The 26,316-nt window shown below is 72.7% G+C and carries 26 protein-coding genes and 2 pseudogenes; 21 read left to right on the top strand and 7 right to left on the bottom strand.

Annotated features, from left to right (window positions below):
* Positions 1 to 5: 5 nt before the first annotated feature.
* Entirely contained in the window at positions 6 to 1,370 is a 1,365-nt protein-coding gene (locus tag BKD26_RS40820) for an FAD-dependent oxidoreductase (RefSeq protein WP_193791267.1), read from the top strand.
* Between the two features lie 87 nt (positions 1,371 to 1,457).
* Here the strand turns inward: BKD26_RS40820 and BKD26_RS15755 are convergent, their stop codons facing one another.
* Complete coding sequence (locus BKD26_RS15755) at positions 1,458 to 1,787, bottom strand: hypothetical protein (protein WP_084898443.1); 330 nt, start codon at positions 1,785 to 1,787, stop codon at positions 1,458 to 1,460.
* Between the two features lie 270 nt (positions 1,788 to 2,057).
* On the opposite strand from BKD26_RS15755, the gene BKD26_RS15750 reads away from it, so the two are divergent.
* Together BKD26_RS15750 and BKD26_RS15745 are read left to right on the top strand one after the other, a co-directional pair.
* Positions 2,058 to 3,257, top strand: coding sequence for a cytochrome P450 (locus BKD26_RS15750; protein ID WP_084898442.1), 1,200 nt, complete (start codon positions 2,058 to 2,060; stop codon positions 3,255 to 3,257).
* 3 nt (positions 3,258 to 3,260) lie between these two features.
* Positions 3,261 to 3,500: a ferredoxin gene (locus BKD26_RS15745; RefSeq protein ID WP_084898441.1), complete on the top strand. Its 240-nt coding sequence runs from the start codon at positions 3,261 to 3,263 to the stop codon at positions 3,498 to 3,500.
* On the opposite strand, the pseudogene BKD26_RS15740 reads toward BKD26_RS15745, so the two are convergent.
* Together BKD26_RS15740 and BKD26_RS15735 are read right to left on the bottom strand one after the other, a co-directional pair.
* Positions 3,445 to 4,460: pseudogene (locus BKD26_RS15740) on the bottom strand (MFS transporter); the annotation flags it as partial. The gene BKD26_RS15745 and the pseudogene BKD26_RS15740 sit on opposite strands and share 56 nt — an antisense overlap.
* A gap of 95 nt (positions 4,461 to 4,555) precedes the next feature.
* Positions 4,556 to 4,954 (bottom strand): heavy metal-responsive transcriptional regulator, encoded by a 399-nt coding sequence (locus BKD26_RS15735; protein WP_084898519.1) that lies wholly within the window; start codon positions 4,952 to 4,954, stop codon positions 4,556 to 4,558.
* 55 nt (positions 4,955 to 5,009) lie between these two features.
* Here BKD26_RS15735 and merB point away from each other — a divergent pair, with 55 nt between their 5' ends.
* Positions 5,010 to 5,966 (top strand): organomercurial lyase, encoded by a 957-nt coding sequence (gene merB / locus BKD26_RS15730; protein WP_241518670.1) that lies wholly within the window; start codon positions 5,010 to 5,012, stop codon positions 5,964 to 5,966.
* Between the two features lie 5 nt (positions 5,967 to 5,971).
* Here the strand turns inward: merB and BKD26_RS40265 are convergent, their stop codons facing one another.
* From BKD26_RS40265 to BKD26_RS15720, 3 genes are all read right to left on the bottom strand, one after another.
* Positions 5,972 to 6,142, bottom strand: coding sequence for a hypothetical protein (locus BKD26_RS40265; RefSeq protein ID WP_179166554.1), 171 nt, complete (start codon positions 6,140 to 6,142; stop codon positions 5,972 to 5,974).
* A gap of 34 nt (positions 6,143 to 6,176) precedes the next feature.
* Positions 6,177 to 6,533 carry a PRC-barrel domain-containing protein gene (locus tag BKD26_RS15725; protein ID WP_073756707.1) on the bottom strand — a complete coding sequence of 119 codons (357 nt, stop codon included), beginning with the start codon at positions 6,531 to 6,533 and terminating at the stop codon, positions 6,177 to 6,179.
* A 104-nt stretch (positions 6,534 to 6,637) separates the two neighbouring features.
* On the bottom strand, positions 6,638 to 6,901 hold the full coding sequence (locus BKD26_RS15720) for a hypothetical protein (RefSeq protein WP_084898440.1): 264 nt from the start codon (positions 6,899 to 6,901) through the stop codon (positions 6,638 to 6,640).
* Between the two features lie 196 nt (positions 6,902 to 7,097).
* Between BKD26_RS15720 and BKD26_RS15715 the strand changes: the two genes are divergently transcribed.
* From BKD26_RS15715 to BKD26_RS15650, 14 genes and pseudogenes are all read left to right on the top strand, one after another.
* Positions 7,098 to 7,613, top strand: a complete 516-nt coding sequence (locus tag BKD26_RS15715; RefSeq protein ID WP_084898439.1) for a DUF5994 family protein — start codon at positions 7,098 to 7,100, stop codon at positions 7,611 to 7,613.
* Positions 7,614 to 7,676: 63 nt separating this feature from the next.
* Positions 7,677 to 8,120, top strand: a complete 444-nt coding sequence (locus BKD26_RS15710; protein ID WP_084898438.1) for a MarR family transcriptional regulator — start codon at positions 7,677 to 7,679, stop codon at positions 8,118 to 8,120.
* A complete protein-coding gene (locus tag BKD26_RS15705) occupies positions 8,110 to 8,595 on the top strand; it encodes an aspartate carbamoyltransferase (protein WP_143662657.1) in 486 nt (161 codons plus the stop codon). Before BKD26_RS15710 ends, BKD26_RS15705 begins: the two co-directional genes overlap by 11 nt.
* Positions 8,596 to 8,709: 114 nt before the next feature.
* Positions 8,710 to 9,012, top strand: coding sequence for a hypothetical protein (locus tag BKD26_RS15700; protein ID WP_084898436.1), 303 nt, complete (start codon positions 8,710 to 8,712; stop codon positions 9,010 to 9,012).
* Positions 9,013 to 9,090: 78 nt separating this feature from the next.
* Positions 9,091 to 10,446 (top strand): type VII secretion integral membrane protein EccD, encoded by a 1,356-nt coding sequence (gene eccD, locus BKD26_RS15695; RefSeq protein ID WP_084898435.1) that lies wholly within the window; start codon positions 9,091 to 9,093, stop codon positions 10,444 to 10,446.
* Between the two features lie 1,092 nt (positions 10,447 to 11,538).
* A pseudogene (locus tag BKD26_RS42265) lies at positions 11,539 to 12,456 on the top strand (MinD/ParA family protein); the annotation flags it as partial.
* 15 nt (positions 12,457 to 12,471) lie between these two features.
* Positions 12,472 to 16,455 carry a type VII secretion protein EccCa gene (gene eccCa / locus BKD26_RS15685; protein WP_084898434.1) on the top strand — a complete coding sequence of 1,328 codons (3,984 nt, stop codon included), beginning with the start codon at positions 12,472 to 12,474 and terminating at the stop codon, positions 16,453 to 16,455.
* Between the two features lie 22 nt (positions 16,456 to 16,477).
* Positions 16,478 to 17,899 carry a DUF6177 family protein gene (locus BKD26_RS15680; protein WP_084898433.1) on the top strand — a complete coding sequence of 474 codons (1,422 nt, stop codon included), beginning with the start codon at positions 16,478 to 16,480 and terminating at the stop codon, positions 17,897 to 17,899.
* Between the two features lie 130 nt (positions 17,900 to 18,029).
* Positions 18,030 to 18,362 (top strand): hypothetical protein, encoded by a 333-nt coding sequence (locus BKD26_RS15675; protein ID WP_084898432.1) that lies wholly within the window; start codon positions 18,030 to 18,032, stop codon positions 18,360 to 18,362.
* 54 nt (positions 18,363 to 18,416) lie between these two features.
* The gene (locus tag BKD26_RS15670; RefSeq protein ID WP_084898431.1) at positions 18,417 to 18,731 is read left to right on the top strand and encodes a pore-forming ESAT-6 family protein; all 315 of its coding nucleotides are present in this window, start codon (positions 18,417 to 18,419) and stop codon (positions 18,729 to 18,731) included.
* 25 nt (positions 18,732 to 18,756) lie between these two features.
* Entirely contained in the window at positions 18,757 to 19,182 is a 426-nt protein-coding gene (locus BKD26_RS15665) for a DUF6507 family protein (RefSeq protein WP_084898430.1), read from the top strand.
* Entirely contained in the window at positions 19,179 to 22,223 is a 3,045-nt protein-coding gene (locus tag BKD26_RS15660; RefSeq protein WP_084898429.1) for a hypothetical protein, read from the top strand. The genes BKD26_RS15665 and BKD26_RS15660 overlap by 4 nt, the downstream gene beginning before the upstream one ends.
* Positions 22,220 to 23,083 carry an immunity 49 family protein gene (locus BKD26_RS15655; protein WP_084898428.1) on the top strand — a complete coding sequence of 288 codons (864 nt, stop codon included), beginning with the start codon at positions 22,220 to 22,222 and terminating at the stop codon, positions 23,081 to 23,083. The genes BKD26_RS15660 and BKD26_RS15655 overlap by 4 nt, the downstream gene beginning before the upstream one ends.
* A gap of 20 nt (positions 23,084 to 23,103) precedes the next feature.
* Entirely contained in the window at positions 23,104 to 23,952 is an 849-nt protein-coding gene (locus BKD26_RS15650; protein ID WP_241518669.1) for an immunity 49 family protein, read from the top strand.
* Positions 23,953 to 24,432: 480 nt separating this feature from the next.
* Here BKD26_RS15650 and BKD26_RS15640 read toward each other — a convergent pair whose 3' ends face one another.
* Positions 24,433 to 24,729 (bottom strand): GntR family transcriptional regulator, encoded by a 297-nt coding sequence (locus tag BKD26_RS15640; RefSeq protein ID WP_084898426.1) that lies wholly within the window; start codon positions 24,727 to 24,729, stop codon positions 24,433 to 24,435.
* Between the two features lie 157 nt (positions 24,730 to 24,886).
* Between BKD26_RS15640 and BKD26_RS15635 the strand changes: the two genes are divergently transcribed.
* The 3 genes from BKD26_RS15635 (at position 24,887) to BKD26_RS15625 (ending at position 26,308) form a co-directional block, all read left to right on the top strand.
* Positions 24,887 to 25,207, top strand: a complete 321-nt coding sequence (locus BKD26_RS15635; protein ID WP_084898425.1) for a hypothetical protein — start codon at positions 24,887 to 24,889, stop codon at positions 25,205 to 25,207.
* A complete protein-coding gene (locus tag BKD26_RS15630; protein ID WP_084898424.1) occupies positions 25,204 to 25,632 on the top strand; it encodes a hypothetical protein in 429 nt (142 codons plus the stop codon). The genes BKD26_RS15635 and BKD26_RS15630 overlap by 4 nt, the downstream gene beginning before the upstream one ends.
* A gap of 133 nt (positions 25,633 to 25,765) precedes the next feature.
* Positions 25,766 to 26,308 carry a hypothetical protein gene (locus BKD26_RS15625; protein ID WP_347104896.1) on the top strand — a complete coding sequence of 181 codons (543 nt, stop codon included), beginning with the start codon at positions 25,766 to 25,768 and terminating at the stop codon, positions 26,306 to 26,308.
* Positions 26,309 to 26,316 lie beyond the last annotated feature (8 nt).

Genomic DNA, 26,316 nt, shown 5'->3' with positions numbered 1-26,316 from the left:
CAGCCATGAGCGAGCAGCACCTTCCGGTGGTCGTGATCGGCGGCGGCCCGGTGGGCCTGGCGGCGGCGGCGCACCTGGTCGAGCGCGGCCTGGAACCGCTCGTACTGGAGGCCGGGCCCTCCGCCGGTACGGCGGTACGGGAGTGGGCGCACGTCCGGCTCTTCTCGACGTGGGCGGAGCTCGTCGACCCGGCGGCCGAGAAGCTGCTCGCGCCCACCGGCTGGACGGCGCCCGCGGGGGACACGTACCCCACCGGCGGTGACTGGGTGGCCGCCTACCTCCAGCCGCTCGCCGACGTCCTGGGCGACCGGGTCCGCTTCGGCGCCCGGGTGACCGGGGTGTCCCGGGCCGGACGTGACCGCGTGGTCGACGCGGGCCGCGAGGACCGGCCCTTCACCGTCCACATCCTGTGGACGGACGGCGGTGGGGGCGGCCGCGAGGAGCGGATCCTCGCCCGTGCCGTGATCGACGCCTCCGGCACCTGGTCCACCCCGAACCCGCTCGGCGGCGACGGCCTCCCGGCGCTCGGCGAGCGGGCGGCCGCCGACCGTGTCGCGTACCGCGTGCCCGACCTCACCGACCCGGCGGTCAGGGCCCGTTACGCCGGGAAGCGCACCGCGGTCGTCGGCTCCGGCGCCTCCGCCTTCACCGCCCTCGCCCTCCTCGCCGGCCTCGCGAAGGACGAACCGGACACCCACGCCGTGTGGATCCTGCGCCGTGGCATCACCGGCTCCACGTTCGGCGGCGGCGAGGCCGACCAGCTCCCGGCGCGCGGCGCCCTCGGCCTGCGCGCCAAGGCGGCCGTCGAGGCCGGCCACGCGAGCGCGGTCACCGGTTTCCGTACGGAGGCGGTGGAGCGCCGCCCCGACGGCGGCCTGGTGCTCGTCGGCGACGACGGCCGCCGCCTGGACCCGGTGGACGAGGTCGTGGTCCTGACCGGGCTGCGCCCCGACCTGTCGTTCCTCGGCGAGCTGCGCCTGGGCCTGGACGAGCGCCTCCAGGCGCCCCTCGCCCTGTCCCCGCTCATCGACCCGAACGTCCACTCCTGCGGCACGGTCTACCCGCACGGCGCGAACGAGCTCGCGCACCCCGAGAAGGACGTCTACCTGGTCGGCATGAAGTCCTACGGGCGCGCCCCGACGTTCCTCGCCCTGACGGGCTACGAGCAGGTCCGTTCCGTCGCGGCCGCCCTCGCCGGCGACCGGGAGGCCGCCGAGCGGGTCGAGCTGACGCTCCCGGAGACCGGGGTGTGCGGCGGCGCGGGCGTCTTCGACGAGCCGGACGCGTCCGAGGCCCCGCAGAGCGGCGGCTGCTGCGGCGCGCCCGCCACCCTCCAGATCGGCGGGACGGTGACGTCCGGCGGGTGCTGACCGCCGCTCACACCAAGAGCGCGGGGCCGCGACCGGGAGTGTTCCGGTCGCGGCCCCGCGCTCTTGGTGCCGCTCTTGGTGTCGCCGTCAGCGCACGGCGGTGAGCGTGCTCAGCAGGCCCTGCGCGAACTGGGTGGCACCCGAGAGGCCGAGTGCGCCGGCGCTGTTGAGCGGGGCGGTCACGCTGCCGAGCGGGCCGGACGCGCTGTCGAGGAGGCCGCCGCCCAGGTTTTCGGTGAGACCACCGGGCAGGCCGCCGGGCAGGCCGCCCGGCAGACCGCCGGGCAGACCGCCGGTGACGCCGCTCAGAGGGTCGGCGGCGGCTGCCTGGGCGGTGGCGGCGCCGCCGAGGGCGAGGGTCGCGGTGGCGGCGGTGGTGGCGACGATACGGGCGGTGACGCGGCGGGTCCTGGTCATGAGCTTCTTTCCGGGTCGGTTTCCGGGCCGGTTTTCCAGTGGGTTGCGCTACCCCGTCAACGCCGCCACCCCGCCGCAAGGCACGGTTCGGGCCTGCTTGTAGCGCCGAACGGTGGCGGAATGACGCCATCATGCGCCACAGATGTGCCATAGGGTCTTGCGATGACGCCATAGTGGCGCCACTATGGCACTGGGTGGCCGTGGGCCAGCCGCACACGCTCCACCAGCTAGCACCTCGACCAGTGCCACCAGGACGGGACACACATCGCCATGCACCAGGAACCCACCCGGTTACCGACCGACCGCCCCGAAGGCTGCCCCTTCGACCCGCCCACCGGCCTCGCCCGGCTGCGCGAACGGCAGCCGCTGACCCGGATGCGCTACCCCGACGGCCACGTCGGCTGGCTGGCCACCGGCCACGCCACGGTTCGCGCGATCGCGGCCGACCCCCGCTTCAGCTCACGGCAGGAGCTGATGCACTACCCCCTCCCGGGCGGCCCCGAGGGCGCGTTGCCCCCGGCAACGGTCGGCGACATGACGGGTATGGACGCGCCCGAGCACACCCGCTACCGACGCCTGCTCGCCGGGAAGTTCACCGTACGCCGCATGCGTGAGCTGACCGCGCGCGTCGAGCAGATCACCGACGAGCACCTGGACGCCATGGAGCGCCACGGACCGGCCGTGGACCTGGTGGAGGCGTACGCGCACCCCGTCCCCGCGCTGATGATCTGCGAACTGCTCGGCGTACCCGAGGCCGACCGCGAGGCCTTCACACGGCGCGCCGCCGCGATCAGCGACCCGGACGCGTCCCTGGACGAGCAGGTCGCCGCCATGACCGGGCTCGGCGAGTTCGTCCACGAACTGGCCCTCGCCAAGCGGAAGCACCCGACGGACGACCTGCTCAGCGACCTGACCGGCACCGACCTCACCGACGAGGAACTCGCCGGCGTCGGCAGCTTCCTCCTCGCCGCCGGGCTCGACACCACCGCCAACATGATCGGCCTCGGCACCTTCGCCCTGCTGAGCAACCCGGACCAGGCCGCCGCCCTGCGCGCCGAACCGGAGCTCGCCGACCAGGCCGTGGAGGAGCTGCTGCGCTACCTGAGCATCGCCCACACCGGGGCGCGGACGGCGCTGGAGGACATCGAGCTGAACGGGCAGCTGGTCAAGGCCGGGGAGACGGTCACCGTCTCGATCCAGGCCGCGAACCGCGATCCCGCCCGGTTCGCCGACCCCGACACCCTGGACCTGCACCGCAAGGCCACCGGGCACCTCGCCTTCGGTCACGGCATCCACCAGTGCCTGGGCCAGCAACTGGCCCGCGTCGAAATGCGGGTGGCGTTCCCGGCGCTGTTCACCCGCTTCCCGACGCTGCGGCTGGCCGTGCCGCCCGAGGAGGTGCCGCTGCGGACCGGCATGAGCATCCACGGCGTGCACCGGCTGCCCGTCACCTGGGACCAGGAGGGGTGACCGATGCCGGAACTGCGCGTCGACCGTGACCTCTGCGCCGGCTCCGGCATGTGCGCCCTGACCGCCCCGGAGGCGTTCGACCAGGACGCCGAGGACGGCCGCGTCGTGCTGCTGGACGCCCAGCCGCCGCCGGGGCCGGTCACCGACGCGGCCCGCGAGGCCGCCGGGCTCTGCCCCGCCGGGGCGATCACCGTGCTCGGTCGGCCCCACCCGGGCAGCGCGCCCGGGCAGCTGGGGGACTGACCGCCACCCCACCACCCGGCCGGCGGGGGACCAGGGCCAGCCCCGCCAGCGGTGCGGCCGCCAGTGCCGCCCACGGCCAGGCGCCGGCCGCCTCCACCAGGGCCCCGGCCGGGGCGCCGCCCGCCGGCACCACCACACCCGACAGGGACGACAGCGCGCCCGTGCAGAACCCGAGCCGGCGCTCGTCCACCAGGTCCGGCAGCCACGCGCGGGTGGCGGGCACCACCAGCATCTGGCCGGTCGTCAGCAGCACCACGAAGACCAGCGACGGCCACAGCCCGCCCACGGGCAGCAGCGCCCCGGCAGCCGCGAACGAGGCGGCGATCAGCAGCAGCCCGATGCGGACCGAGGCGCCCCACGACAGCCGGGCCGCCGCCCAGCGTTCCAGCGGGAGCTGCCCCGCCACCACGAGCACCGACGACAGCGCGAACAGCCAGCCGAGCGCGGCCTGCGACCCCGTCGCCCGCTCCAGCTCGGCGGGCAGCGCCAGATACAGCTGGTTGTAGGCCAGCAGACAGGAGGAGTACGCGAAGGCGAGGGCGAGGAAGCGGCGGTGGCGGAGCAGTTCCCGTACGGGGGGCGGAGGGGTGGGCGGGCCGGCCACGTCCGTCGGCTTCCGGCGGGGCATCAGCCGCCAGTGCCCCGCCAGGACGAGGGCGAAGACCGCCCCCCCGCCACACAGGCCGCGCCGACCCCCCCGTACAGCAGCAGGACGCCCAGTACCGGGCCGATCAGTGCGCCCGCCCGGCCGCCCGCCGAGAAGCGGGCGAGCAGGCGGGTGCGCGGAGTACCGGTCGCCGTCTCGTGGCGTACCGCCTCCCGCGCGATCTCCGACTCGACGGCGGGCGAGAACAGCGCGGCGGCGAAACCGACCAGCAGGACCGCGCCGGTCACCGTCCACACCGACCCCGCGACCGCAAGCCACAGGAAGCCGGTGACGCGGAGGGCACAGCCGGCCAGCTCGCAGTGCACCGTGCCCACGCCCGGTCCGTGCTCACCCGTCGTCCCGGCGTCGAACAGCGCCGGTGTGGCCGCCGGTGACGGCCGTCGCCGCGTCAGCCGGTGCCGAGGATCCGGCAGATGGGCCCCTCCGGGCAGGTGGCCGGGTCGGTGGCGTCGGCCTTGTCTTTCAGGTCGAGGAGCGCGGTGCGGGTTCGGGTCAGTTCGGCGATCCGCTCCTCGACCTGCTGGAGGTGCCGGGCGACGAGCGCGCCGACGTGGCGGCACGGGGCCTCGCCGCTGTCGCGGATGGCGAGGACCTCGCGGATCTCGGCGAGGGTGAGCCCGGCGGCCTGGGCGTTGCGGATGAAGGCCAGCCGGTCGGCCGCCCGGGGCGGGTAGTCGCGGTAGCCGGAGGAGGTGCGGGGCGGTTCGGGCAGCAGCCCGGCCTGCTCGTAGAACCGGACCGCCTTGGTGCTGATCCCGGCCGTGGTGGCGAGGGCTCCGATACGCATGCCTCCACCGTACGCCTTGACCTTCCACCGCACTGGAAGGTCTAGCGTCGCCGTCATGGACGACATGGACGACATGCGACTGACTGTGCTGATGGTGCCGGGGTGCCCGACGGCCGGCGTGCTGCGGGAGCGGCTCGCCGAAGCCCTCGCCGGGCGCGACGACGTACGCGTGGAGTGGCGGGAGGTGCGGGACGAGGCCGAGGCGGTACGGCTCGGCATGCACGGCTCGCCGACCCTGCTGGTGAACGGCGCCGACCCCTTCGTACGGGACGGGGAGACGGCGAGCCTGTCGTGCCGGGTGGGCGCGGGTGCGCCGTCCGTGGAGCGGCTGCGTGCCGCCCTCGCGGAGGCGGGGTCGGGGGCCGGGGCGGGAGCCGCCGGGCTGGTGGGGCGGGGCGGCCGGGGGCGGCTGGCGCCGGTGGACGGCGGGCAGCGGGCGGTGCAGCAGGCGGTGCTGCGTGCTTTCGCCACGCACGGCCGGGCGCCCACGGAACAGGAGCTGGCGGCGGCGGCCGAGCCGTACGCGGTTCCGGTGGACCGGGTGCTCGCGGCCCTGTCGGCCGCCGACCACCTGAGCGTCGACGCCCGGGGCCGGATCCGGGCGGCGTACCCCTTCTCGCCCGTTCCCACCGCGCACCGCGTCCGGATCGAGGGCGGCCCCGAGGTGTGGGCCATGTGCGCGGTCGACGCCCTCGGCATCGCGCCGATGCTCGGGCGGGACGTCGAGATCCGGTCGGCCGACCCGGTGACGGGGCAGACCGTCACGGTCGCCTTCCAGGACGGTACGGCGGTGTGGGAGCCGCCCTCGGCGGTGGTCCTCACCCGGGCCGGCTCATGCGCCGGCCCGGCGGTGGACGTCTGCTGCGGCACCCTGAACTTCTTCGCCGGCCCCGCCTCGGCCCGGCGCTGGGCGGACGACCACCCGGACGTGCCCGTCGAGATCCCCGGCCACGACCGGGCGGAGGCGCTCGGCCGGGACGTCTTCGGCCCGCTGCTGGGCGGGCCGGCCTGACGCGCCTACCGCAGCGGGCGGCTGCGGGAGCGCCGGGACCAGCGGACGCCGAAGAAGATCAGGTCGATGACCAGCACGACGATGCCGATGATCAGCAGGTACATCAGACCCTCGGCGACGACACCGATGAGCCCGAGGATGATGGCGACGATGATCAGGAGCAGGAACAGCGCCATGGGATGAGCACCTCCTGGATGACGGGGCGGACGGTCAGCGGCGCGCGAGCTTCCGTTCGCCGTTGGCGCCGGGCTCGTAGGACATGCCGTAGTGCTGGAAGATCGCGACTTCGCTCTCGGCGGGCAGAACGTCGTCCGTGCCGATGGACGGGGACTTGCGGACCTCACCCTTGGGGTGCGACACCTTCAGGTAGCCCGGTCCGACGATCGCCCCGTCGAGCGGGACGAACACCAGCCGCTGCCGGGTGGGCAGCCCCGTCTTGACGGTCGCCATGGCCGGTTCGTCGGTGATGGTGTCCACGTAGATGGCTTCCAGCACCCCGATCTTGTGGCCCTTGGGGTCGACGACATCGTGATTGCGCCACTCGCGGATGTCTGCTGACTGAATCATGCGTTCTGCCCTCTGAGCGGGTCTCACCTACGGTCGGTCTCGTGTTCTCGCTGTCCAGCCTCCGCCCGCGCGCCGACGGGCGCCACCGCACCGGATCCGGTACGTCATGGCTCGTCCTCCTGCGGAGGGGCGTCGGCCGACGACCTGCTGGAGGAGAGCCAGGACCGGGCGGGTTCGGCCGCGCGGGTGGTGTCCAGGGTGAGGTGCAGCCTGGTCCCACCCTCACCCCCGGCGGGGTAGCTGCGCTGCTCCGTGGCGTCGAAGCAGCGCCGGAGGACCTCCGCGACGCGCCGCGCCGTCTCGGGAGACGCGGCGACGATCCGGACCTCGGCGTGTCCGGCCGCCGGCATGGGTTCCGCGGTGCTCATGGTCAGGTCGTTCCTCACGCGGGGGGCCGTGCGTCGGGTGCGTCGGGCTGAGCGCGTCGCCGCCGCTCCGCCGTCGGTCACCCCCTGCGACTTCCCGGCCCGCGGCGTCCGTAACGTCACTGCGGCGAGGGCAAGCGGAGTACGGTGAAATCACCGACCGGCCGAAGCGCCGGATCCGTAGACGGGCGGCACCACCATGACGCACTCGGACTCCTCCTCCCCGCCGCCGCACAAGCTCCTCCCGGACGCCATTCACCACGAGGTGAAGCCGGGTACGGCGCTGCTGAGGCTCCAGACCACCCAATCCCGTGAGGGAATCCTCGACGGCGCGTGGTGGCCGCGCTCGCGCGACATCGGCACCGAGCTGCCCAACCTGATCAGCGCGCTGACCGAGCACCTCGGCCCCGTCACGCGCGTCGGCCTGGACGCCGACGCGTGGGAAGAGCTCCCCGTACGCCTGGTCATCGACGACCGCGTCGTGCACATCGACGCGTTCCCCGTCGGCGACGACACCGTCCTCATCACCCGGGGCGAACGCGACTACTTCACCCTCCTGGTCGTCCCGCCGCACGCGACTGCGGACGCGGCGCGCAGCGCGATGGCCCGAGCGGTCCGGGCCGACAACGTCACCGACGCCACCCACATCCTCATCGACACCGGCACGGGCGCCGGCAAGGGCACGGGCACGGGCACGGGCACGGCAGCACCGTGAGCCGGACCCGGCCGCGCCCGAAAGTGGTTGCAGAACGGGACTAGATGGTTCTAGATTGCAACCATGTCCGGTCGCCCCGACGACGCTTCGGCGGAAGCGTTCTCCGATGCCTTCGTACGCTTCGTACGCACCTTCGGCCTGCTCGACGCCGATCGCACCCCCTGCGGTGCCCCGCTGTCCACGGCGGAGGCCCACGCGGTCACCGTGCTGCGCCCCGGACGTATGTCGCAGCGGGCGCTGGGCGAACGGCTGAACCTCACCAAATCCACCACGAGCCGGCTCGTCGACCAGCTGATCACGCGCGGCTGGGCCGACCGGGCCGCCGATCCCGCGGACGGCCGCGTCCAACTGGTCGGACTGACCGAACAGGGCCACCGGGTCGCGGCCGACGTGGCACGCCGCCGTGCCGACCGGCTCTCCACGCTCCTCGACAGGGTGCCCAAGGCGCAGCGCCCGGCCGTGATCCGAGCACTGCGCCTGCTGGAGGAAGCAAGCCGTGACCTGTAGAGGCGTACGTCTGCTCGTGCCGTTCGTGGCGCTGCTGAGCATCGGATGCGGCGCGTCTCCGGAGGGGGCGCCGTCCCGGCAGGAACAAGTGGCCCGCAACGGCGCCTCCGTCATGCCGTTCGACCTCGAACGCACCACCCATCGGTTCACACCGGACGCCGACGGGCTGGTGGAGCAGGTCGTCACCGACGATCGTGGGGACGCCGGGCAGATCAGGCTGATCCGGGAACACCTGGCGGACGAGGCACGGCGGTTCCGCCAGGGCGACTACGCCGACCCCGCCCGCATCCACGGAACCGACATGCCCGGGCTCAAGGAACTGGCCGCGGGCGCGGCCGGCATCCGGATCTCGTACGCCGATCTCCCCGACGGCGCCGTCGTACGGTTCCGCACCACCGACCCCGCCCTGGTGGACGCCCTGCACCGGTGGGGCGCCGCACAGACCTCCGACCACGGCGAACACGCTGACCACTGACCGGGCCACCGGTCAGGCCGCGGGCCGGGCCGCCGGGACCGGCGGCCCTGGGGTGTACTGCCCGTTCGCTGATGGCTTATGTTGCGGAGGCAAAGCAAGGGGGACGGACGACACATGGCACGGGACTACGACAGTCAGCTCCTGGAGTCGGTGGCGGTACGCCGGCGCAGAATGCGGGACGCGTTGCTGTTCGGCGCGCAGCGGGCGCGGCGCACGGCGGACGAGCGGCTCGGGAAGGTCTTCGCGGGCATCGCCATCGCGGCCGTCCTGTGCGCGGGGTGCGTCGGGTGGTCCTTCCTCCAGCACACGTTGGCCAAGCAGAAGGCCGAGCAGCGGAAGCAGGAACAGCGGTACGAGCAACCGGCGAAGCAGGAGAAGCCGGAGAAGTCCGCGGAATCCGGGAAGAGTTCGCAGTAACTCCCGTAAAGGGAATGGGGGAACGCTGGCAATGCAGACGAGCGAGACCGGTGGAACCGGCCTGATAGGTTCCCGCAAGTGGTGAGCACAGCAACGACTACCCGGGCGCAACTGAGCCGGGTGACCCTGGTCGGAGAGCGACGCCGGGCCGACATCGTCCTGCCCTCCGACACCCCGATCGGTCAGCTGCTCCCGGACATCCTGCAGTTGCTGGACGACCGGGCCGCGGCCCGGCCGATGACACGGCAGTTGATCACCTCCGACGGTTCCGCGCTGCCGCACGACGCCACGCTGGCGTCGGCCCAGGTCGCCGACGGCGCCGTCCTCCGGCTCGTCAGGGCGCACTCCGCGCCGCCCGCGCCCGTGGTGCACGACGTCACCGACCAGGTGGCCGACGACCTCGACCTCCAGGCCTGGCGCTGGCGCCCCGCCGCCCGCCGGGCCGGGGCGGGCGTGGCGACGATCGCCTTCGCCGTGATCGCCGCACTGCTGGCCCGCCGGGAGTTCGCGCCGGGCGCCCTGGCCGGTGCGCTCGCCGCCGTCACGCTGCTCCTCCTGGCCGCCGGCGCGCTCGTCGCCCGCGTCGGGCAGGGCAACCGGGGCCTCGCGACCGCGCTGTTGCTCGCCTCCGGCAGCCTCGGCGTCCTCGCGGCCTGGAACGCGGCCGACGCGTACGACTGGTCCGGCGCCGTGCGGCTCGCGGCCGTGGCGGGCGCGCTGGTCGTGACGCTGGCGGCGCTCGGGTACTTCTCACCGCTCGGCCGGGGCGGGCTCGTCGGCGCCGCGGCCACCGCCGGGATCACCCTCGTCTGGGAGGCCGTCGCCGCCGTCCAGGACGAACCGGCCCGGCTCGGCGCCGTCATGGCCGTCTTCTCCGTGGTCCTGCTCGGCCTGCTGCCCCGGCTCGCCCTGATGGCATCCGGCCTCACCGCGCTCGACGACCGCCGCTCGGGCGGCGTCTCCGTCAGCCGCCACCAGGTGGCCAACGCCCTCGCGGCCACGCACCGGGGACTCGCCCTCGCGACGATCGTCACCGCGCTGTCGGCGGCCGCCGGCGGCTGGCTGCTCACCCTGGCGGACCGGCCGACCGTCTGGACGGTCGTCCTGCCGTCGGTCATCGCCGTGGTGCTCCTGTCCAGGGCGCGGGCCTTCCCACTGGTCGCGGAGGTCGTGGCGCTGTTCGTGGCGGCGGCCGTCCTCGTCGTACGGCTCCTGATGTTGTGGATGGATCACGCGGGCGGTGCCGGGCCGCTCACCGTGCTGTGCGCGGCCGCGGTACTGCCGCTGGCCGCCCTGGCGGTCCAGCCGCCGGAGCACGTGCGGGTGCGGCTGCGGCGCATGGCCGACCTGGTCGAGTCCATCGGCATGGTGGGGCTGTTCCCGCTGGCGGTCGGTGTGTTCGGCGTGTACGGACAGCTGCTCGACAAGTTCTGAGTTCTGCGGCAGGGCGGGAGAAGGGCAGACATGCCGAACGGAGACAACTGGCAGGGCGACGTCCTGCGCGACCTGCGCGCCGGCGCCCCCCGGCAGGCCACGCCGGAGGAGGGCGCCCAGGCCGCAGGCGCGGGCCCGGAGACCCCGGGCACGTCCACGCGGGGCGGGGCGCCGGCCCCGCAGGCCCCCACCGCGACGCCGGGTACGGGCCCGGACACCCCGGGCGCGTCCGCGCCGGGCGGTGCGCGGGCCCCGCGGACCCCCGCCGCGGCGCCGGGCGTGGGCAGTGCGCCCGGACCCGGGGGTGCCTCCGGTACGGGGATCGCCTCCGGCGCGCCCGGTCCCGGTGCGCAGGCCCAGGCCTCGCAGGCCGCTGCTCCGGGCGGGGCGCAGACGCCGCACGGCCCCGGCCGGCAGGGCGCGCCCGCCCCGGCGGGGTACCCCCAGGCACCCGCGTCCGTCCCGGTGACGGCCCCCGGGGCCCACACCCAGCCCCCCGGCGCCCCGGTCACCGCCGGACACGGCGCGCCCGGACAGGGCCCCGGCGCCTCCGCGTACGAAGCGCAGGCCCAGCCGGGCGAGGCGGCCCAGGAGGGAGCGCCGGTGCCACCGGCCCATCGGGCCGAGATCCCGCGGGCCGAGGTCGCGCCCGGCGCCCCCGCCGCCCCGGGCCCGCCCGGCCCCAGCGCCTCCGCGCACGGCTCGTCGGTGCACGGCGCGCAGGTCCAGCGAGCCGATGTCCCTCATCCCGGCGCCCCGGTCGCCGCCGGACAGGGCGCGCCCGGGCACGGCGCGCCGGGCCAGGGTGACCCCGGCGCGTCCCGCCGGGCCGGGGCCGTCTCGGCGGCGCACCCCCACGCCCATCCTGGGCACGCGTCGCAGCCTCAGGCCCAAGCGCAGGCCCCCCAGCCGCCCGCCCCCGCCGCGTACCTCCCGCCCCAGCAGGCCCACGACCCGCACGCCCAGGCGCGGCTGACGCAGGCCGCCCAGGAGCGGCAGGCCCGTGCCCAGCACGGCGGGACCCCGCACGTCCCGCCCGCCCAGGCCCTGAACGCCCCCGCCCCCGCCGGGTACGCGCAACACCCCGCCGCCCCCGATTCGCGTCCCGTCGTCGACAAGGGGCTCGCCGCCGCCGGGCGGAAGCCGCGGCATGGGGAGGGGTTCGCCACCCGGGCCGTGCGGGCCGTCCGCCGTACCGTCTCCTCCTCCGCCGCGCGGGAGGTCGCCGAGACCACCCGTACCGCCGAGACGCTTCAGCAGCCGGTGACGACCGGGCGGCAGATCGCCGTCACGTCGATCCGCGGCGGCGCCGGCAAGTCGACCGTCGCCGCGCTGCTGGGGCTCACGTACGCGCACTACCGGCAGGACCCGGTCCTCCTCGTGGAGGCCGACCCGGCGCTCGGGTCGCTGCCGCTCAGGCTCGGCGCCGAGACGCTGCGGTGGACCACCGGGGACGTCGCCGGGATCGTCGAGCCGCAGATGTCGCTGCTCGACGTCACCGGCTACCTCGTCCAGCTCCCCGACAACGCCTGGCTCCTGCCCGGCAGCCAGGGCCAGATCGGGGCCATGCTGGACACCAAGGCGTACGAGCGCGTCATGGTGGCGCTGCGCCGCTACTTCGGCGTGACCGTCGTCGACTGCGAGACCCTGCCCGCCGAGGTGGCGCGCGTGGCGCTGTCCGCCGCCCAGGCCCGTGTCCTGACGACGCCCGCCACGCTGGAGGGCGTCACCAGCACCCACGCGGTGCTCCAGTGGATGCAGGGCCTGCCCCGCCACGTCATCGCCGGCACCGTCGTCGTCCTCACCGAACTCGTACCGCACGCCGGGCTCGACCTCGACCAGGCCGCGCGGAAGCTCGGCTCCACCGGGGCGAGCGTCCACGTGCTGCCGTACGACCGGCACTTGGCCGCCGGTGGCCCCATCCGTACCGGGCTGCTCGCCCACCCCACCCGGCAGGCCGCCACCCGCCTCGCCGCCGACGTCTTCCAGCTCTCCCAGAAGCGCCACTGAGAGGGAGGGAGACCGATGAGCACCCGGCTGATACACCGCCCCGCCCGGACCACCCGGCCCCCGGCCGCATCCGAGGCGCGCACCATCGAGGCCCCGCCCAACCTCCCGGAGGGCAAGGCCGGCAACGTCGCGATGTCGCTGCTGCCCGTCGCCGGTGTCATGTCGTCCGTCGTGATGATGACGGTCGTCCGCAACAGCCAGTTCGCCGCGCTGGGCGCGCTGATCCTCGTCGTCACCATCATCGGCTCGCTCGTGCTGGTGTTCTCGCAGCGCGGCAAGGCGCAACGGACCCGCCGTACCCAGCGCGAGGCGTACCTCGCGTACCTGGAGGATCTGCGCGAGGAGCTGTCCGCCGAGGAGCGGGAGCGGCGTGAGCGCGCCGACGTGCTCAACCCGCAGCCGCACGCCTTGTACGACATCGTCCGCGACCCCGCCCGGCTGTGGGAGCGGCGCCGGCTCGACGCGGACTTCCTGCGCGTACGCGTGGGCACCGGCGAGATGCCGGTAAGGGATCTGAGGATCGCCGACCAGGGCGGCTCGTCCGTCCTCACCCCGCCCGACCGGTTCATGCTCAACGAGGCGTCGGCGCTGATGGACCGCTTCCGCACCGGCACCGAACTCCCGCTGACCGTCCCCCTCGACCGCGTCGGCAACATCAGTGTCGTCGGGCCACGCGAGGACTGCCTGCGGGTCGCGCGCGCCCTGCTCGTGCAGGCCGCCGCCCTGCACGCCCCCGACGACGTGGCCATCGCGCTCGCGGTGCCCGGCGAGCGGCTCACCGACTGGGAGTGGGCCAAGTGGATGCCGCACCTGCTGGACACCGAGCAGTTCGACGGCCCGGTCGCCGCCCGCCGTATCGCCCCGTCCGCGCCCCAGCTCGCCCGGCAGCTCGGCCCCGAACTGCGCCGCCGCGCCTCCTACGCCGCCGAGGTGCGCCGCGGCCTGTCAGGCAAGGACGCCCTGTCCATGTCGTCCCGCCTGCTGGTGGTCACCGACGGGCACGGTGAGGACGCCGTCGAGCTGCCGCGCCCCGACGACGCGGTGGGCCTGCGGGAGATGGGCGTGACCGTCCTGCACCTGCTGGAGCGGCGCGTCCAGGAGCCCGGCCACGTCGGCGTACGGATCACCGTCGACGGCGACCAGGTGCTCATCGAGGACCTCCGCCAGGACGAGCCGATCAGCGCGCACGGCGCGGTCGACGAGGTGTCCGTCCCGTTCGCGGAGGGCCTGGCCCGGATGCTGGCGCCGCTGCGGCTGTCCGCCGAGTCGCTGGTCGACGCGCCGCTGTCCGGGCCGGTCGACTTCGCCGACCTGCTCGGCATCGACGACGTGGCGCGCCTCGACCTCGCGACGCTGTGGGCGCCGCGCGGCGAGCGCGCCTTCCTCCGCGTACCGATCGGCATCAGCGACGCGCGCGAGCCGGTGCTGCTGGACCTGAAGGAGTCCTCCGAGCTGGGCATGGGCCCGCACGGCCTGTGCGTCGGCGCGACCGGCTCCGGCAAGTCGGAGCTGCTGCGCACCCTCGTCCTGGCGCTGGTGGCCACCCACCCGCCGGAGGACCTCGCCCTGGTCCTCGTCGACTACAAGGGCGGCGCGACCTTCGCCCCCTTCGCGGACCTGCCGCACGTCGCCGGTGTCATCACCAACCTGGAGAACCAGGCCGGTCTCGTCGAGCGAGTCCACGCCTCCCTCGCCGGTGAGGTCAAGCGCCGCCAGCAGGTCCTCAAGGACGCGGGCAACGTCGCCGACATCGGCGACTACGCGGCGCTGCGCGCCGAGAAGCGGCCCGACCTGGAGCCGCTGCCGCACCTGTTCGTCGTCATCGACGAATTCGGTGAACTCCTCACCGCCAAACCGGACTTCATCGACCTGTTCCTGTCCATAGGCCGTATCGGCCGCTCCATCGGCGTGCACCTGTTGCTGTCCAGTCAGCGCATCGAGGGCGGCAAGCTCAAGGGCCTGGACACCTACCTGTCGTACCGGCTGGGCCTCCGCACCTTCTCCGCCGACGAGTCCCGTACGGTCCTGGACACCACCGACGCCTTCCACCTGCCGCCGCTGCCCGGCTTCGGCTACCTGAAGGTCGACACCAGCCACTACGAGCGGTTCAAGGCGAGTTACGTATCCGGCGCCTACCGAGGCCCGGTGCGGCGCGCGGAGGACGAGGACACCGGTCCGCTCGCCCTGGAGTACGAGGCGTACAACACCCTCGGCCCCTCGGAGGAGACCGGCCCCAAGGAGAGCACGGTACGGCGCCGCGAGACCGGGCCGACCGAGCTGGGCGTCATGGTCGAGCAACTGGAGAACGCCCCCACCGATCCGGTACGCCGCATCTGGCTCCCGCCGCTGCCCGCCGCCATCGCCCTCGACCAGGTCGCGGGCCCCCTCCAGGCCGGCCCGCGGGGCATGCAGCTCGCCGCCCGCCGGGGTCCCCTTCAGGTGCCGCTCGGGCTGCTCGACGACCCGACGAAGCAGTGGCAGGGCCAGTGGTTCCTGGACCTCACGGTGGCGGGCGGCCACGCCGCCGTCATCGGCGGCCCGCAGTCCGGCAAGACCACCCTGCTCCGTACGCTCGTCCTCTCCCTCGCCCTGACGCACACCCCGCAGGAGGTCGGCGTCTACGGCCTCGACCTCGTCGGCGGCGGCCTCCAGGCGCTGGCCGGCCTGCCGCACGTCGGCGGCATCGCGAGCCGCGCCGACCGGGAGCGCGCCGCCCGTACCGTCGAAGAGGTCCGGAACATGCTCGCCCTGCGCGAGGAACTCTTCCGCGAGCACACCATCGACTCCGTCGAGCAGCTGCGCACCCTCCACGCGGCCGGCCGGCTGCCGGAGTTGGCCTCGGCCGAGATCGTGCTCGTCATCGACGGTTTCGGCGCGCTGCGCGACGACTTCGACGAGCTGGACGACGCCGTCGTCGACATCCTCAAGCGGGGCGGCGGGTACGGCATCCACGTCGTCGCCGGCATGCTCCGCTGGAACGACGTCCGCATCGCGACCCAGTCGTACTTCGGCACCCGCGTCGAGCTGCGCCTCAACGACGCCACCGAGACCAGCATCGACCGCAAGCTCGCCGAGACCCTCGCGCCCGACGAGCCGGGCCGCGTCCTCACCGACGGCAAGCTGTTCGCGCAGGCCGCCCTGCCCCGTACGGACTCCCTCGCCGACGCCACCGAGCTGGGCGCCGTCCTGGAGCGCACCGCCCGGCAGGTCCGCGCCGCCTGGAGCGGCGAGGTCGCCCAGCCGGTGCGGGTCCTGCCGCACGTCCTGGAGCCGCACCTGCTGCCCGGCCCGGTCGCCGAGCCCAAGCGGGTGCCGATCGGCCTGGACCAGACGGCGCTCGCGCCCGTGCTGCTGGACCTGTTCGCCCATGACCAGCACCTGCTGGTGATGGGCGACAGCGAGTGCGGCAAGACGAACCTGCTGAAGACCATCGCGGCCGGGCTGATCGAGCGGTACGGGGAGGACGAGCTGGTCTTCGCCGTCATGGACCCGAGGCGGGGGCTGCGGGGCGGCGTGCCCGAGGAGTTCCTCGGCGGGTACGCGTACAACGCCAAGCTGTGCGGGGGCCTCGCCGCCGGAATCGCCACCGAGCTGGAGAAGCGGCTGCCCGACGAGAGCGCCGCACTGGAGGACCTCGAGCCGGGCAGCTGGGGCAGCGGCCCGCGGATCGTGGTCCTCGTCGACGACTACGACGTGCTGACGACGGCCGGCCAGGCGCCGCTCGCGCCGTTCCTGCCGTACATCCCCTCCGCCGTCGACATCGGCCTCCACTTCGTCCTGACGCGCCGCGTCGCGGGCGCCTCACGCGGTATGTACGAGCCGCTGGTGCAGGGCCTGCGCGAGTCGGGGGCGTCGGCGATCCTCATGGCGGGCGACCGCAGCGAAGGACAGCTGTTCCCGGGCGTGTACGCCTCGCAGCAGCCGCCCGGGCGGGGTGTGCTCATCCGCAGGGGCCAGTCGAACCGCCTGATCCAGACGGTGTTCACACCCGAATCATGACGAAGAAGGACCGGACGGACCCATGACCAAGGACGTCATAGCCCTCACCACCCGTATGCCCGACCCGTGGGTGGTGCTCGCCGGCCTGCTCTCCGGCGGCCCCGACAAGCTGGTGAGGACGGCCGGCGAGGACGCCGTCGTACAGCTCTGCGACGAGGAGGGCCGGCCGCTCGTCTCCGTCGAGGCGCCGCTGCTGGTGCAGGTGGCGGGCGAGGCAGAGCGGCTGCTGGGGGCGACGCCGCCGCCGGTGCCGTTCTGGTGGACCGAGGCCCGCGCCACCACCGGGGTGGCGGAGGCGGAGCGGCTGGCGGGCACGTTCGCGGCCCGGCTGGCGTCGCTGACGGGCGGCTCGGCGTGGCCGCCGGAGGCCGCCCGGTCGCTGGCCGTGGTGGCGTCGGACGGGGTGGGCGTCGCGCCGCCGCAGGCCGCTGAGCGGCCCGCCGTGGACGTCCTCACCGACAAGGTGGCCGTCGTCATCCAGGACCGCCCGGTGGTGGCCATGACGGCGTGGCTGGCGGACGCGTTCCGGGCGGCCGCCGAGGGCGGGCTGGGGCTCCAGATCGTCAGTCCGGCGGGCACCACGCTGTCCCCGGCGGTACGGGGCGCGTTGTCCGGCTGGCCGTCGCGGTGGGTCGTGCAGGACGAGCGGGACGGCTACTACGACGGGCTGTCCGGGGCGGTGCTGACCTGGCAGGAGGGGATGTTCTTCCCGGTCGCGGGGCCCGACTCCACGGAGGAGGAGCTGCGGGCGCGGGTGGCCGCCTCGTACCAGGAGGGCGTCGAGGACACGGGGGAGCGGCAGTTGGCGGTGACGTTCCGCACGGTGCACCCGGCGGACGACCGGCTGGTGCTGGGCGGCGCGCTGGAGGCGGTGTGGCGTGAGCTGACCGGTGCGGCGCCGGCCGGGTGGGGTACGGCGGAGCCCGCCAACCTGCCGTGGTCGCTGCGTCGGCTGACGGACGTGGCGCACGAGCGGGCGCCCGAGCCGACGTGGGTGGTCGTGGTCGGCAGCCCGGAGCGGCCGGGTCTCGCCACCGTACGCGTCAGCCGTACGAAGGCGGGCGTGGAGGAGGAGGTGACACTGGCGTTCGGCTACGGGCCGGACGAGGAGCCGCCGGTGGCCGCCGTGCCGAGGGCGGCCGAGGTGCTGGCCACCCGGCACCACCTGCGGTCGATGCTCGTACAACTCCGCAAAGCGCGACGTGATCTGGCGGTGCCGCCGCGTTTCGAGGGGCCGGGTGTTCCGCTGGCCTTCGTGCTCGGCGCGGAGGAGGTCCGCGCGATGCCCGCCGACCGGGCCCGGAACACGCCGCTGGCCGAGGCGCCGGTCCAACTCGGCCCGAAATCCCGGCCGGCGCTGTACTACCCGCTGCCCGGCGACCCGTCCGACCTGTCGGGGTGGCAGGACTTCGAGCGGCTGGTGCGGCACCTGAAGGGCGAGTGATGTCATGTGTTCGTCACAGACAGCCCCCTGTGTGCGATTGCTGATTGCAGGAGCGACGCGTGAGTTGATAGGCATGTAGTCGTACATTCGATCCATCCATACGATCGTCCATCGCAGCGGGGGTAGCCCGATGAAGTTCGATATGGGGGCGCAGGTCCTTTCCACCCTGATGTCCCAGTCGCAGGGTTCGAGCAACGACCTGGGCCTGTTGATCCGTCAGCTGGTGCAGGCCGCAGCACCGTTGGAGGGCAAGTTCCACGGCTCGGGCAAGGTGGCGTTCGACTCGTTCAAGTCGCGCTCGGACGAGATCACGGCGGCGCTGAACGGTTCGCTGGCGGCCATCCTGGGCGGCCAGTCGGGCATGGAGTCGGCGTTCGGCTCCGGTGACCAGGAGCAGGGCGACAACGCGCGGACGCAGATGTCGTCGGCGAACTTCGACGCGGCGCGTTTCTCGGGGCGCTAGACCGATCTGTACACCGATCCGTACACCGATCCGTACACGGGGAGTTGATTGCTGATGGCTGCTGCGGGTGGCGACCGTCGTGCGTACGACACGGGTGCCTCGTCCGAGGCGCAGATGAACATCCAGGCGGTGATCGCGCGGCTGGAACAGGTGATCTCCGCGCGGGACGCGCAGGTGAAGGCCGCGATGACGGACTTCGCGGCCGATGGCGTGGCGGACGACTACCACGGCAAGGAGCTGCGCTGGAACGCGGCCTCGCAGGAGGTCCGCAACATCATCCAGCTGCTGAAGACGACGCTGGAGAAGAACGACGCGACCGCGCAAGCGACACTGCAGCGCGCGAAGGCCGCGGTCGACAACATCGGCTGACGCGGGTACCGGGGGAGCGTTTCTCATGACGGCGTGGGACATCCAGCCCCAGGGGGTGCAGGGTCAGCTGAAGGTCGTCGGCACGCATGCCGGGGACCTGGAGAAGGCCCTGAACGCCCTGGTCACGGACATGCAGCAGGCCGCGCAGGCGGCCGGTACGGCAGTGCCCGGTTCGGCCGCGAACATTCCCTTGCAGGGGCCGACGGCCTCGGGCGCGCCCCTGACGCAGAAGGCGACGGGCCCGGTGGGCGCGGCGCTGGCCGAGTACATGAACGGGCGCAAGACGACGCACTTCATCCCCATGGCGCAGCGGATTCAGGCGGCGGTCATGGGCGCGGCCAAGGCGACCAACGAGTACGTCGAGGGTGACCTCGACCAGGCCAAGGAGGCCCAGGACGCGGCACGGCAGGTGCGGCTGGACCTGCTGAAGGAGCTCGGGGGGAAGAAGTGAGCGAGAACCAGCCGGTCAACCCGGCCGAAGTGCCCGTCTTCACCGGCAATCTCGAACTGCTCGACGAGAAGGTGAAGGCGCTGTCCGGCGCCGGTGGCAAGATCGCCACCGCCGCCGGCGACGTCCACAGCTCCTTCGGCGGCCTGAGCGCCTTCTACAAGGCCCCCGAGGCGGACCAGCTGTTCGCCACCACCCAGCCGGTGAAGGACAAGGCCCTCACCATCAGCTCGGACCTGTGCACCATCGCGGGCGCGCTGGGGACGTACGCCAGTGACATCCGCCCCCTGAAGCAGAAGCTGGACGAGCTGCGCCAGGACGCCGTCACCTTCCGGCAGAAGATCGCCGAGGACGACAAGTGGCGTGAGGACGGCGACCTGGTCGAGGAGAACAACGACCGCCGCAACGAGATCGCCGAGGTCTGGACCCAGTTCCAGGCCGCCGAGCGCGCCGCCCACGCCAAGATCGTCGCCCTGGTCGGCGGCAAGGCGCTGAAGGTCAACGACGGCTCCAACGGCGAGGGCATGTACGGCTACGACGCCGAGGCCCTCAAGCAGGCCAAGAGCCTGCCGTGGGGCGACGCGGTGGAGGAGTCGACGCCGTGGTGGCAGGTGTGGGAGCACGCCTACGACTTCGGCAAGGGCGTCATCGTCGACGGCGTGTGGGGCACGATCAAGGGCCTGGGCACCCTGGTCGGCTTCCAGGGCTGGGAGGCGGCCGGGCAGGCGTGGAAGGGCCTGGGCCTGCTGGCCACGGGCCTGGTCATCTCCGCCACCCCGCTGGCCGCGGTGTACTGGACGGCCGACGACAAGCACCTCCCCGGCTGGATACGGGACTCCCGTACGGCCATGAAGGAGACCGGCAAGGCGCTGGTCGCCTGGGACCAGTGGGGCTCCAACCCGGCCCGCGCGGCCGGCGCGGTCACCTTCAACGTCCTGACCACCGTCTTCACCGGCGGCGCGGGTGGCGCGGTGTCCGGCGCGGGCAAGGCGGGCGCGGCGGCCCGGGCGATCTCCTTCGCGGGCAAGGCCGGCCGGGCGATCGACCCGACGACGTACCTCTTCAAGGGCGCCGGCGCGGGCATCACGAAGATCGGCGACGTGATGACCGGCCTCAAGGGCATGGGCAACATCGACCTGCCGCCCATCCCCGAGGGCACGGTCGTCCTCCCGGAGGGCTCCCTGATGCGTCCCGACGGCACGGTCCACCTCCCGGACGGCGCGCCTGTGCCCGAGGGCGCCATCGAGGTCCCCTCCAACACGGTCCGCCTCCCCGAATCCACGCCCATCCCCCCGGGCGTGGTCGACCTCGGCGACGGCGTGGTCAAGCTCCCCGACGACACCCCGGCCCCCGCGGGCTCGACGCCGCTCCAGGAGGGCACGGTCGCCCTCCCCAAGGACACCCCGGCCGTCCCGGCGGACGCGACGCCCCTCCCCGTCAAGGACGGCGACCCGCCGCAGTACCTGGACGGCAAGGGCAACATCCTCGACGAGAACGGCAAGGTCGTCAGCGACGTCAAGAACGCGCCCAAGGACGTGGTGGACCGGGGCACCGACCCCGACGCCACGCCCACCACGGGCGCGGACAACCCCCGCGTGGACACCCCGGCCAAGGTCCCGGCCATGGCGGGCGCGGCGGTCCACGCGGGCGACAACACCGCCATCAGCCTCGGCAACAGCCTGGACAACAACCTGGGCGACGTGGGCCGCGTCGGCGACGACGCCCCCGTACGCGTCCCGGACACCCCGGGCGGCCTCGCCGACAACATGCCCGCCGCCCAAGCCGGCAACAACCTCCCCGGCGGTGGCGCGGGCGACCACCTGCCCACCAACAACCTGGACAACACGCCGAGCACGGGCGGCAGCCGCGACGTACCGCCTACCGGCGGCCACACGGACACGCCTTCCACGGGCGGCGGCTCCCGCGACGTCCCGCCCGGCGGCTCGACGGCCGACAACGGCGTCCCGGGCGGTACGGGCGCGGACAACGGCATCCCCAGCTCCGGCCTCCCCGACACCCCGGGCGCGGGCGCCCTGGACGATGCGGCCGCCGGCGCGGACGACGCGGCCCGTGCGGGGGACGACGGGACCACGCCCGCGGGTCACGGTGCCTCGACGCCGCCCAGGGTTGAGCGGCCCGACTTCATGCGCGAGGACGGCAACCCTTACGGTGAGCGCGGTTCGCTGACGCTGCAGCAGATCGAAGAGATTCAGGTCTACAGGGCGAACGAGGAACCGGGGTACTTCGAGCGGCACTACCGCAAGGACGGCACTCGCAAGAGCCTGGAGCGTTACGACGAAAGCGGCTATACCCCGCCTCAGCTCACCAGGTTGTCGGAGGATGCGCCGTGGATCCGGGCCAAGGACGCTCCGGCGCCCCCGAAGCCTCACTTCCTGGACGAGGATTACATCCGGGTGGGGGCGGACACAGTCACGAGCCCGACCAGGCTCAAAATTCTGGAAGAGGCTGCGCAGAACCGGCACTTCGCCATCCAGTGGGACAATCTTGTCGCCGACTGGAAGGCGGAGGCCGGAAGGACTCACGCCGCTCAGGGAACCCTTGAATCGGCTGGACTGTGGGGTGAGGCCAAGGGGGCCTACAAGGAGTCCCACACTGAAATGGGCGACGCAGCGGAGGCGTTCGGAGAGAAGGCTGCTGAGCATCACTTCATTGCCGAGCGTTACCCGGACTTTGACAGGCAACCTCTCCTGGGTCCCAAGAACGGCAATGACCAGTTCGATCAGGTGTGGAAGCATGAAGACGGCCGAGTCGTCGTCATCGAAGCCAAGAGCAGTCCCGGTACGGAGCTCGGCAGCCGTGCCCTTCCGGGAGGTAAGCGGGTCTCGCAAGGTAGCCGGGAATACTTCTTCGACATCATTGAGCACATGAGAAAGCGAGGCGAATTCGAGGTCGTTGAGGCCCTCGAAAAGGCGCTCAATGACGGTAAGCTGGAGTATGTCGTCGTCAAGGGTGAAAAGAACTCCGGCACGTATACTGGCTACCAATACCGACGATTCGACATCAGCAAGGGGACTCTTCCGTGACCGTAGTTGTTGCCAGGCATGCCATGCCTGGAGGACCAGACGCCGAGCGGTTCGCGGAACGCCTCGGTGAACACGTCGTCAAAGGAATGGAGAGCATTGAGGAGTCGGTCGGCCTGATCGACTCCCGATTCGGCGCCGCTGTCCAGTTGGTTCACGCTCGCTGCGTGGTTGACCCGCGAGCCGCGGAGGCGGAGACGTGGGACGCCGTGGTCAACGCGATGCAGTTGGGTTCGGCGTTGTTCGCCGTGACGGGCACGCTTGAGGGAACCGTCGAGTGCCGTATCAACCGGAAGTTGCGGAATCTTCCGGCAGTCGGACCGCTGCCGACCGCCGATGCGCGGAACTGGTTGACGGCGTTCTGGCTGGCAGTTGTCTGTCGTGAGCAGGAGCGGATGACGCAGTTGTGCGAGATCCCGCTGGAGCGGCTGCGTTCTCCGGAAGGTCAGTACGACGAGTACGTCTACCACTGGGTCGACACGCTCCAGACGTACTGGCTGCGTCGTCCCGGACTGGTGGAGAAACTCACCGCCACGCTCCAGGCGTCGGATCCGTCGGTGGCGCGGATCGCCCCGAGGGACATGCTGCAGGGCCTGCTCTATCCGCCGATCAACCTCTTCTACCACTTCGTCCGCCGTGACGAGGAGGGCTTCAGCCCCGCCCTGGTGGAGGCACTCAAGCTCCACAAGGCGTACTGGACGCTGACCGAGGACCGGGCGACCGACATCGACGGGAGCATCGCCCTGGGCCCGCTGGCGATCGCCTGCCTGGCGTACGACGGGAAGCTGCCGATCGACGTGGAGTCGGAGTACCTGCCCAAGCACCTCCTCCAGCACGGCTGGCTGGGCGAGTACCCGACCTGAGGGCTGCAATGACGGTGAGCGTGGGACGGCATGGCGCTCCGGGGCCCGACGACCAGGAGTACGCGGAGTCGCTGGGGGAGGAACTTCTGGAGGACATCGGCTCTTTCGAGGAGTCGCCCGGACTGCTCGACGGAGCCTTGGACACCGCGATGCTCCACCTCCAGGCACGCCTGGCCGTCAATCCCGACGCGTCCGCCCTCCCGACCTGGGAGGCCACCGTCACGGCGATGCAGGTCGGCTCGGCGATGTTCGCCGTCGCCACTCGGTCCGAGGGCACCGTCGAGTGCCGCATCGCCGATGAGATGCGCACCCTGCGGGCGTTGGGACCGGGGCTGCACGCCAACCCCGGCAACTGGATCACCGCGTTCTGGCTCGCGATCGTCTGCCGTGAGCAGGCGCGGATGACCGCGCTGTGCGAGGTGCCGCTCGACGTGCTGCGCGCTTCGGGCACTGAGTACGAAGAGTTCGTCTACCTCTGGATCGACGCCCTCCAGACGTACTGGCTGGAGCGCCCAGGGCTCGGCGACAAGCTGCTGGCCGCGATCGAAGCTTCGTACCCCAACGCCATCGAGGTCGCGGACATGGAGCTGGTGGAGCGGATCCTCTACCAGCCGGTCAACCTCTTCCAGTGCTTCCTGCGCAAGGACCACGCGGCGTTCAACCAGGCGCTCGTCGAAGCCCTGGAGATGCACAAGCTGTACTGGACGGCGTCTGAAAAGCGGGAACGCAGCGTCGCCGGGTATCTGGCGCTGGGCCCGCTCGCCATCGCCTGCCTCGCCCACGACGCCGGTTTCCCGATCGAGGTCGAGTCGGACTACCTCCCCAGCGAGCTGCTCAACCGTGCCTGGCTGGGCGAGTTCCCGACCTGAGCGGCATGCGCCAGGGTGTCTGTGCCGGTCGAGCGCCCGCTCGCCGGCGCTTCCTGTGCGGCCCCCAACGGACGGACGACAACCGGAACTGCTGATGGCTTCTGTGCCGCGAATCGATATCGATGATCCAGCCGTCGACATGGATGGTTCTCAGCGCCTGCTCTACCGTGGCCGGCTTTTCACCGGCGAAGTGGCCGAGTACCAGAACGGACACCTGATCAGCCTGGACGAGTACACCGATGGGGTCCCGAACGGACTGTCCCGTGAGTGGCACCAGGACGGGACCCCGCGGTCCGAAGGCGTGGCCCGGCACGGGCACCCGGTGGGCGAATGCAAGGAGTGGTACCCCAACGGTGCCTTGCGGTCCCGGCAGCCTCACTCCGTGACGAGGACACGTGAGACGAAGACGGCGTACCGCTGACCACATGGCGCCGCGACGGCGGCGGAGCACCTCTATGACCGAAAGCGTGGGCGGTCGAGTCAGTCGGCGGGGGTGCCGTCTTCGGACTGCTGGGCGCGCGGCCGCTCAACGACAAACGAACCCTTGCCGCGCACGGTGATCACCAGGCCTCGCTCCCGGAGCTCCTGCGCGGCTCGGCGCGCAGTGAGTCGCGCAACGCCGTACTCGTCGGCAAGGTGATTCTCCGAGGGGATCGGCCTGTCCGGGGCCAGCTCCCCGGAAGCGATCCTCCTGGCGATGATGTCGGCCAACTGGACATACAGCGGTCTGGCGCTCATCGGGTCCAAGGGACCGGATCGGTCTCGCTCCTCGCTCATTTGTCCAACATAGACAGAGCCATACGCACACATTCGAGTGGATCCCTCTGTACTTGTATACAGAGGGCTGTAGCTCGGCATAGTCTCGTAAAGGAAGACCCCGGCGAGGTGGCCAGACCTCCCGGGGCGTGGCCAACGCTGAAATCGGAGCGTCGACATGCATGACCTTATCCGCGCTTTCGCCCTGTGGGCGAGGCTGGTGTTCCGGCCGCGTGCCGGGGGCCGGCATCGTGCTCGTCCAGCCGCCCGCGCGGCTGATCGCGCCGCCGTTCCCGTGCCGCCCCGGCCGGTACCGCTGCCCGCGGCGCGGTCGCCGTATGGGCTGGACGTGCCGTTGAACGGGCGTGAGAGCGCCATGGTCCGCCCGTATCTCGTGGCGGACGAGCAGCGTCAGCGGCGGCTGGCGTTGGTGCTCGCGGCGGACTTCGGGATCGACCTGGACCCGCATCTGGCCGGCGCTGGGCAGGTGGCCTGGTGAGCGCGGCGGGGGAGCGTCTGGAGCCGCAGGTGCCCGAGTGCGCCCGGTGCGGGAACCGGCGCGGTCCGTGGCGTCCGGACCCGTACGGTGCCAAGGCGGTCGTGTGCGCCGCGGGCTGCCCGGCCGGCACGGCGGAAGGTGTCCCGCCGGGCACGGCCACCACCGGCACCGAGGCCCGTGCTCGGCGGGTGGACGCACGGAAGCCGGTGCGGATGTGCGTACGCTGCGAGCGGGTTACCGCGACTCCGGTCGTCGTCTCCGAGGTGCACTCCGCTTCGGGTCCCGGCTTCAACGTTTACGCCTGCACCGACTGCGCGCCGTTGTTCCCGAAGCTGCCCGACGCGCTCGACCTGCTGGCGACCGGCCGGCACGACCGGGCCCAGACCGACTTGCCGCGCGTGCCCGGGAACGACAATGTCATCTGAACGCCATGGTCCGGGTGATGGCCCGGGAACAGCGATGCTGAGGCGTGCGCCGAGGGAGTGCGGTTCGTGGTTCTGGGACCTTGACGGCGTCACGGAACCCGGCCTGCGGCCGGCTCTGGCGACGGCGGGCCGCATGGCTGCCGTGCTGCGGGAGTACGAGTTGCTCGAGCCGGCCGACCTGGAGTGGAGCTGGTTCGAGGTGGGCAGGGGCGGCCTGGGCATTCACAGCCGCCTCGGTCTGATGGGGCGCTCTCTGGATGACACCGCGCAGCTCGCGCAACAGGTGCGGGCATGCCGCCCGGTCGGCCACCCGGCGGCAGAGGTGTCGGCGATTCTTGTGACGGGCCCGGGGCTGTGGCTCGACGCGGAGGGAAACCGCCGTCGCGAACCTCGCCTTGTCGAGCTGACCGTGTCTCCCGACCCCGGCGGTTCCTGGGCGGAGCTGTCGGTCCACCACGACATATGGGGCCCATGTGACTTCCGGGGCAGGCCGCACCTCACCGTGTACGCGCACAACGCCCCGCGACTGTCAGCGGCCCTGCGTAGTCTGGACGTCGAGTTGGAGGTCGTGGCCGCGCCTGTGGAGCCGACGTATTTCGGAGTTGCCGAAGGGCGTGGGATCAAGGCCCCCGAGATCATTGACGGAGTGGGTCCGGACCTGACCGACCTCCCGTGACGGGCCCG

The sequence above is a fragment of the Streptomyces sp. CB03238 genome, assembly GCF_002099185.1.
In the GTDB taxonomy this organism is placed as follows: domain Bacteria; phylum Actinomycetota; class Actinomycetes; order Streptomycetales; family Streptomycetaceae; genus Streptomyces.
Note: the sequence above shows the minus strand (reverse complement) of the source record. Positions and strands in the feature narration are given on the sequence as shown.

Coding starts and splice junctions, on each gene's coding strand:
- BKD26_RS15720 (WP_084898440.1), bottom strand. CDS start 6,901: ATGAGCACCGCGGAACCCATGCCGGCGGCCGGACACGCCGAGGTCCGG.
- BKD26_RS15640 (WP_084898426.1), bottom strand. CDS start 24,729: ATGAGCGAGGAGCGAGACCGATCCGGTCCCTTGGACCCGATGAGCGCC.
- BKD26_RS40820 (WP_193791267.1), top strand. CDS start 6: ATGAGCGAGCAGCACCTTCCGGTGGTCGTGATCGGCGGCGGCCCGGTG.
- BKD26_RS40265 (WP_179166554.1), bottom strand. CDS start 6,142: ATGGCGCTGTTCCTGCTCCTGATCATCGTCGCCATCATCCTCGGGCTC.
- BKD26_RS15700 (WP_084898436.1), top strand. CDS start 8,710: ATGGCACGGGACTACGACAGTCAGCTCCTGGAGTCGGTGGCGGTACGC.
- BKD26_RS15715 (WP_084898439.1), top strand. CDS start 7,098: ATGACGCACTCGGACTCCTCCTCCCCGCCGCCGCACAAGCTCCTCCCG.
- BKD26_RS15735 (WP_084898519.1), bottom strand. CDS start 4,954: ATGCGTATCGGAGCCCTCGCCACCACGGCCGGGATCAGCACCAAGGCG.
- BKD26_RS15635 (WP_084898425.1), top strand. CDS start 24,887: ATGCATGACCTTATCCGCGCTTTCGCCCTGTGGGCGAGGCTGGTGTTC.
- BKD26_RS15670 (WP_084898431.1), top strand. CDS start 18,417: ATGGCTGCTGCGGGTGGCGACCGTCGTGCGTACGACACGGGTGCCTCG.
- BKD26_RS15725 (WP_073756707.1), bottom strand. CDS start 6,533: ATGATTCAGTCAGCAGACATCCGCGAGTGGCGCAATCACGATGTCGTC.
- BKD26_RS15665 (WP_084898430.1), top strand. CDS start 18,757: ATGACGGCGTGGGACATCCAGCCCCAGGGGGTGCAGGGTCAGCTGAAG.
- BKD26_RS15675 (WP_084898432.1), top strand. CDS start 18,030: ATGAAGTTCGATATGGGGGCGCAGGTCCTTTCCACCCTGATGTCCCAG.
- BKD26_RS15750 (WP_084898442.1), top strand. CDS start 2,058: ATGCACCAGGAACCCACCCGGTTACCGACCGACCGCCCCGAAGGCTGC.
- BKD26_RS15625 (WP_347104896.1), top strand. CDS start 25,766: ATGGCTGCCGTGCTGCGGGAGTACGAGTTGCTCGAGCCGGCCGACCTG.
- BKD26_RS15680 (WP_084898433.1), top strand. CDS start 16,478: ATGACCAAGGACGTCATAGCCCTCACCACCCGTATGCCCGACCCGTGG.
- BKD26_RS15755 (WP_084898443.1), bottom strand. CDS start 1,787: ATGACCAGGACCCGCCGCGTCACCGCCCGTATCGTCGCCACCACCGCC.
- BKD26_RS15745 (WP_084898441.1), top strand. CDS start 3,261: ATGCCGGAACTGCGCGTCGACCGTGACCTCTGCGCCGGCTCCGGCATG.
- BKD26_RS15710 (WP_084898438.1), top strand. CDS start 7,677: ATGTCCGGTCGCCCCGACGACGCTTCGGCGGAAGCGTTCTCCGATGCC.
- merB (WP_241518670.1), top strand. CDS start 5,010: ATGGACGACATGGACGACATGCGACTGACTGTGCTGATGGTGCCGGGG.
- eccCa (WP_084898434.1), top strand. CDS start 12,472: ATGAGCACCCGGCTGATACACCGCCCCGCCCGGACCACCCGGCCCCCG.